This is a genomic window from Psychromonas hadalis ATCC BAA-638, from assembly GCF_000420245.1.
GTDB lineage: Bacteria > Pseudomonadota > Gammaproteobacteria > Enterobacterales > Psychromonadaceae > Psychromonas > Psychromonas hadalis.
The window spans coordinates 21,629-27,795 of the sequence record NZ_ATUO01000037.1; the positions used below are offsets into that span (position 1 = coordinate 21,629).

Genomic DNA, 6,167 nt, shown 5'->3' on the forward strand with positions numbered 1-6,167 from the left:
AATTTCAATCGGCGCATCATGCCAGAATTATTGAGTAGGGTAAAGGCTTGTTGCTTATTTATTGACCCACAAAGAGAAAAAGCTGTTAGTTAAAACTGACCCACTCATTGTCAATAAAACGTTGATGTGGATTAAATTGGGTTTTGTAATTCATTTTTTGGCACGTTTTGATGTAATAACCAAGATATAAATAATCAATTTGATGTTCAATAGCAAGGCGTAGTTGCGTTAAAACTGCAAATTTACCCAATGAATGGGTCTGGTAATCAGGATCATAAAAGCAGTAAAACGCACTCCATGTTTTGCTTTGTTGAGTGAAGAGTTGATCAGTAATACTGACTGCAATCAATTTTTGTTGATCGTAAATTTCGATGAACAGTGGCTTATTCCAATCGCTGTGAATAAACTCATTATATTGCTTTTTCGAGGCGGGAAACATTGGACCATCACTGTGTACTTTATTGATATAACGCTGATAAAGTGAAAAATAGTCTTCACCGATCGACTCACTTATCTTAATAATAAAAACACTGTTTTTATTCATTAAGCGTTTTTGACTGCGCGACCTCATAAAGATTTTAACGGGAATGCGCAGTGATTGGCAAGCTTGACAATGCTCACAATGTGGGCGGTAAACCTGTGAGCCACTACGACGAAAGCCATTAGCAAGCAGTGTTGGATAGTACGTTTGAGCATTAGTTTCTGGCTCGATAAGCATGATCAATGTTTCTTGGTGATCATCTAAATAGGAGCAAGGAAAAGGTTGAGTAATACCCACATTGAGTGAATGAGATTGAGTAGACAAAAAACACCTGCTATTGTGATTTTAAATTAAAATAAGGAAAAAGTGATGAGCGTACAAACAATTATAGAGAAAAAACTAACAGAAAGTATAGATTGTGTTTTTTTACAGGTTGAAAATGAGAGTTTTCGACATGCTGTGCCTGAAAATTCAGAAACACATTTCAAAGTGACGGTGGTCAGTGAAGAGTTTGTTGGTAAGTTACTGATTGCACGTCATCGGTTAATTAATAATTTATTAGCAGAACAATTAGCGGGGCCTGTTCATGCATTAGCGATGCATACTTATACGCCAGAACAGTGGGCTGATAAGGGAAATGTTGCACCACTTTCTGCGGATTGTTTGGGTGGTGGAAAATAGATGTTAAAAAATAACGCTTTTATGTAAAATTATTTCACATAAAACTTTGAACTCAACAGACCAGCCGTACGCAATTGCAATGGTAATCCCCCTGCAAATAGTGGTATTATACGCCCGAATTTTTTAGTCTACTTGTTAACTTGCTGTTAAATTAAATTTTAACGGCAAGCAAGCTTGTAATGTTTTTATGCCGCAAGGCATCTAACTCTTCTTTCCGTAAACATAGTGCAAATAAATATGATTACTATAAAAAAAGGACTGGACCTCCCGATCAGTGGAGTGCCAGAGCAAGTGATTCAGGATGGCCCGACCATTACTGAAGTTGCTATACTAGGTGAAGAATATGTTGGAATGCGTCCGTCAATGGCTGTTAAAGCTGGTGACACTGTAAAGAAAGGCCAAGTTCTTTTTGTCGATAAAAAGAACCCCGGTGTTAAATTTACCGCTCCAGCATCTGGTATAGTTAAAGCGATTAATCGTGGTGCAAAACGTGTTTTGCAATCTGTTGTTATTTCCGTTGAAGGTCAAGAGAGTATCTCTTTCCCTCAATATGAAAGTGCACAGTTAGCAAAATTAGAACGTGCAACGATTATTGAAAATTTAGTTGAATCTGGTGCGTGGACAGCGCTTCGTACACGTCCATTTAGTAAAGTACCCGCCATTGATGCATTGCCTGCTGCCATTTTTGTGACTGCGATGGATACCAATCCATTAGCTGCGGACGCTGCGCTTATCATTAATGAAAACCAACAAGCCTTTATTGATGGATTAGCGGTGTTATCACAGCTAACAGTCGGTAAAGTTTATGTTTGTAAAGGTGTCGGTAAACTACCCACATCTGATGTAACTAATGTTGAAGAGAAGCTATTCTCTGGTGTTCACCCTGCAGGTCTTGCGGGTACACACATTCATTTTATCTCGCCTGTTTCTCTTACAAAACAAGTTTGGTCACTCAATTACCAAGATGTAATTGCCTTTGGTCAACTGTTTGTAACGGGTGAGCTTTATATTAATAAAGTTATCTCTCTTGCTGGTCCTGCGATTAAAAAACCACGTTTACTACGTACAGTGATTGGCGCTTCAACAGCGCAACTCACTGAAAATGAATTAATTGACGGTGATGTACGTATTATCTCTGGCTCGGTGCTTTGCGGTGTCACCGCTTATGGTGGGCATGCTTATCTTGGTCGTTACCACAATCAAATTTCAGCACTGATTGAAGGTTATGAGAAAGAATTATTTGGTTGGGGCTCTCCGGGTCTTAATAAACACTCTGTTGCGCGTGTATTCCTTTCAACACTAAACCGCGCAAAACGTTTTGCATTTACCACAACAACAGGTGGTAGTAAGCGTGCGATGGTGCCCATTGGTCAATATGAGCGCATTATGCCGCTTGATATTTTACCAACAATATTGCTTCGTGATTTGATAGTGGGTGATAGCGATGGCGCACAAACATTAGGTTGCTTAGAGTTAGATGAAGAAGATCTAGCACTATGTACTTATGTTTGTCCGGGTAAATATGACTATGCTTCAATCTTACGTACGAACTTAAGTAAAATTGAGAAGGAAGGCTAATGTTTAATCTTAAAAACATGCTTGAGAAGATGGAGCCTCACTTTGAACCGGGCGGTCGCTATGAAAAAGGCTACGCACTGTTTGAAGCAACGGCAACGTTCTTCTATACCCCAGGTTTAATTACCAAAGGGTTAACACACATTCGTGATGGACTTGATCTAAAACGTATGATGATTTTTGTTTGGCTTGCAACATTCCCTGCCGTCTTTTATGGGCTGTACAATACAGGTGTACAAGCGAACGATGCAATTGCAGTCGGTTTTGGCGCGTTAGATGATTGGCGTGTCATGATCCTCAATTTATTGGGGGTAACAATGGGCGCGAAAGCGACAATTGTTGATAACATGCTGTTTGGTGCGCTCTACTTCCTGCCTATCTATGCGGTCTCTTTTGCCGTAGGTGGTTTCTGGGAAGTGTTATTTGCAAGCGTACGTAAACATGAAGTTAACGAAGGTTTCTTTGTTTCTTCAATTCTGTTCGCACTGATTTTGCCAGCAACAATTCCATTATGGCAAGTTGCACTGGGTATCACATTTGGTGTGGTTGTTGCCAAAGAGATATTTGGTGGCACGGGGCGTAACTTCTTAAACCCTGCACTTGCGGGACGTGCTTTCTTGTTCTTTGCTTATCCAACGGATATTTCCGGTGATTCAGTTTGGACTGCGGTAGATGGTTTCTCGGGTGCTACATCGTTAAGTACGATGTCACAGGGCGGGATGGATGTACTGCAATCAAGTCTTTCTTGGATGGATGCTTTCTTGGGTAACATGCAAGGGAGTATTGGCGAAGTATCGACACTGGCTATCTTAATTGGTGGTGCATTTATTGTGCTCACGGGTATTGCTTCATGGCGAATAATCGCGGGTGTGATGATAGGTATGGTCGCAACGTCAATGCTGTTTAACGGTATTGGTAGTGACACAAACCATATGTTCCAACTTCCTTGGTACTGGCATTTAGTGATGGGTGGCTTTGCCTTTGGTATGATTTTCATGGCAACCGACCCCGTATCGGCATCATTTACCAATAAAGGTAAGTGGATGTACGGCGCGCTGATTGGTTTGATGGTGGTCTTGATTCGTGTAGTGAACCCCGCATTCCCCGAGGGAATGATGCTAGCAATTCTATTTGCTAACCTGTTCGCGCCACTGTTTGACTACTTTGTGGTACAGGGAAATATTAAACGGAGGCTTGCACGCAATGTCTAATAAAAAGGAAACATTCGGCGGAACAATGTTGGTGGTACTGGCAGTTTGTCTCGTCTGCTCAATCATTGTTGCTGGCGCAGCGGTTGGTTTGCGTCCTTTGCAAATCGCCAATAAAGCGTTAGATAAACAGCAAAATATTTTAGCGGTTGCTGGCCTCGAAACGGAGAAATCAATTAAAGAGATCTTCAATAGTAATATTGAAACTAAATTAGTTGATTTAGCCACGGGTGAATTTGTCACTGATGTTGATGCAACACATTATGATCAACGTCTAGCGGCAAGAGATCCAACGCAAAGCATTAAGCTAACGAACGATCAAAATATCGCTAAAATTGGCCGTCGTGCCAATCTTGCCACGGTTTATTTAGTGTCTGATGATGATGGTCAACTACAACGTATTATCCTGCCTATTCATGGCGCGGGTTTATGGTCAACAATGTACGCCTTTGTTGCCATTAAAACCGATGGTAATACCATTATTTCATTAACCTATTATGATCAAGGCGAAACACCAGGACTGGGTGGCGAAATCGAGAACCCTCGTTGGCGCGCACTTTTCCAAGGTAAAGAGTTATTTGATGCAAACGGAAAACCTGCTATCAAAGTAGTCAAAGGTCAAGCACCTGCAAATTCTAAGCATGAAATTGATGGTCTATCCGGCGCAACACTTACAAGTGTTGGTGTTGAGCATACCTTTACTTTCTGGTTAGGTAAGCAAGGCTTTGGCCCATTCCTAACTAAAGTTCGTGAAGGAGCATTAAACAATGGCTAAATCTAGTGAACTAAGAGAGATATTAACCTCTCCAGTTGTGAGCAATAACCCGATTGCATTACAAATTCTGGGCGTTTGTTCTGCACTTGCAGTGACAACAACCTTAGAAAATGCAGTGGTAATGACCTTAGCTGTTCTATTCGTAACTGCATTTTCAAACATGTTTATCTCCATGATCCGTAACTATATTCCAAATAGTGTACGTATTATTGTACAGATGGCGATTATTGCTTCATTGGTCATTGTTGTTGACCAAGTTTTGAAAGCATATGCGTACGGCTTATCTAAACAGTTATCTGTTTATATTGGCCTGATCATTACAAACTGTATTGTAATGGGACGTGCAGAAGCCTTTGCGATGAAGAATAAACCTTTCCCAAGTTTCATGGATGGCGTTGGTAACGGTTTAGGTTACGGTTTCATTCTTGTTATCGTGGGAGGTATCCGTGAATTATTCGGCGCAGGAGCACTATTTGGAATTGAAATTCTACCATTAACATCTAATGGCGGTTGGTACCAAAGTAATGGTCTGTTATTACTTCCTCCAAGTGCGTTCTTTATTATTGGTGGCATTATCTGGGTAATTCGTATTGTGCGTCCAGATCAAGTTGAGCCAAAGGAGTAGTTTAAATGGAACATTATCTTAGTTTATTTGTGCGTGCTATTTTCATTGAAAATATGGCGTTAGCTTTCTTCTTAGGCATGTGTACATTCCTTGCAGTATCGAAAAAAGTTAAAACATCAATGGGTCTCGGTGTTGCGGTTATTGTGGTATTAGGTATCTCAGTACCGGTTAACCAAATCATCTACTTTAACTTATTAGCACCTGGTGCGTTAGATTGGGCTGGTTTCCCTGATGCAGACCTTAGCTTCTTAGGCTTTATTACTTTCATCGGTGTTATTGCTGCGTTAGTGCAAATTTTGGAGATGGTATTAGATAAATACTTCCCGGCTTTGTATCAAGCACTGGGGATCTTCCTACCACTTATCACGGTTAACTGCGCTATTTTTGGTGGCGTATCATTCATGGTTATACGTGATTATAACTTACTAGAATCGGCAGTTTACGGTGTTGGTAGTGGTATTGGTTGGACATTAGCAATTGTCGCATTAGCAGGTATCCGTGAAAAAATGAAATACTCAGACGTGCCAGATGGTTTACGTGGTTTAGGTATTACATTCATTACAACGGGTCTAATGGCACTGGGTTTCATGTCATTTTCAGGCATCCAACTGTAACTGTTTAGCTGCTTGTCATTTAGGATAGCTTCTCTTGGAATTTAGCCTAAATGCGTTAGCGCTAAACATTATATAAGATGTTTTAACTTAGGAATCGTTACAGAATAACTTGCTCTAAATTATTTTCAAAAAACCTTAACGACTGGTTATTTTGAAAATAAAGAACAAGTAATTTTGAAGCCGATCTTTAGGAATCGTTACAGAATAA

General features: G+C 40.3%; 7 protein-coding genes. 6 read left to right on the forward strand and 1 reads right to left on the reverse strand.

Features of this window, described 5'->3' with window-relative positions:
• Nucleotides 1–85 precede the first annotated feature (85 nt).
• Nucleotides 86–805: an arginyltransferase gene (locus G322_RS0106665; RefSeq protein WP_022941034.1), complete on the reverse strand. Its 720-nt coding sequence runs from the start codon at nucleotides 803–805 to the stop codon at nucleotides 86–88.
• A 45-nt stretch (nucleotides 806–850) separates the two neighbouring features.
• Here G322_RS0106665 and G322_RS0106670 point away from each other — a divergent pair, with 45 nt between their 5' ends.
• The 6 genes from G322_RS0106670 to nqrE all read left to right on the forward strand — a co-directional run bounded on the left by G322_RS0106670 (nucleotide 851) and on the right by nqrE (nucleotide 5,959).
• Nucleotides 851–1,162 (forward strand): BolA family protein, encoded by a 312-nt coding sequence (locus G322_RS0106670; protein WP_022941035.1) that lies wholly within the window; start codon nucleotides 851–853, stop codon nucleotides 1,160–1,162.
• A 237-nt stretch (nucleotides 1,163–1,399) separates the two neighbouring features.
• Complete coding sequence (locus G322_RS0106675; RefSeq protein ID WP_022941036.1) at nucleotides 1,400–2,740, forward strand: Na(+)-translocating NADH-quinone reductase subunit A; 1,341 nt, start codon at nucleotides 1,400–1,402, stop codon at nucleotides 2,738–2,740.
• Entirely contained in the window at nucleotides 2,740–3,948 is a 1,209-nt protein-coding gene (locus tag G322_RS0106680; RefSeq protein WP_022941037.1) for an NADH:ubiquinone reductase (Na(+)-transporting) subunit B, read from the forward strand. The genes G322_RS0106675 and G322_RS0106680 overlap by 1 nt, the downstream gene beginning before the upstream one ends.
• Nucleotides 3,941–4,720 (forward strand): Na(+)-translocating NADH-quinone reductase subunit C, encoded by a 780-nt coding sequence (locus G322_RS0106685; RefSeq protein ID WP_022941038.1) that lies wholly within the window; start codon nucleotides 3,941–3,943, stop codon nucleotides 4,718–4,720. The genes G322_RS0106680 and G322_RS0106685 overlap by 8 nt, the downstream gene beginning before the upstream one ends.
• A complete protein-coding gene (locus tag G322_RS0106690) occupies nucleotides 4,713–5,345 on the forward strand; it encodes an NADH:ubiquinone reductase (Na(+)-transporting) subunit D (protein WP_022941039.1) in 633 nt (210 codons plus the stop codon). Before G322_RS0106685 ends, G322_RS0106690 begins: the two co-directional genes overlap by 8 nt.
• A gap of 5 nt (nucleotides 5,346–5,350) precedes the next feature.
• Nucleotides 5,351–5,959, forward strand: a complete 609-nt coding sequence (nqrE, locus tag G322_RS0106695) for an NADH:ubiquinone reductase (Na(+)-transporting) subunit E (protein ID WP_022941040.1) — start codon at nucleotides 5,351–5,353, stop codon at nucleotides 5,957–5,959.
• The last annotated feature ends 208 nt before the right edge of the window (nucleotides 5,960–6,167 follow it).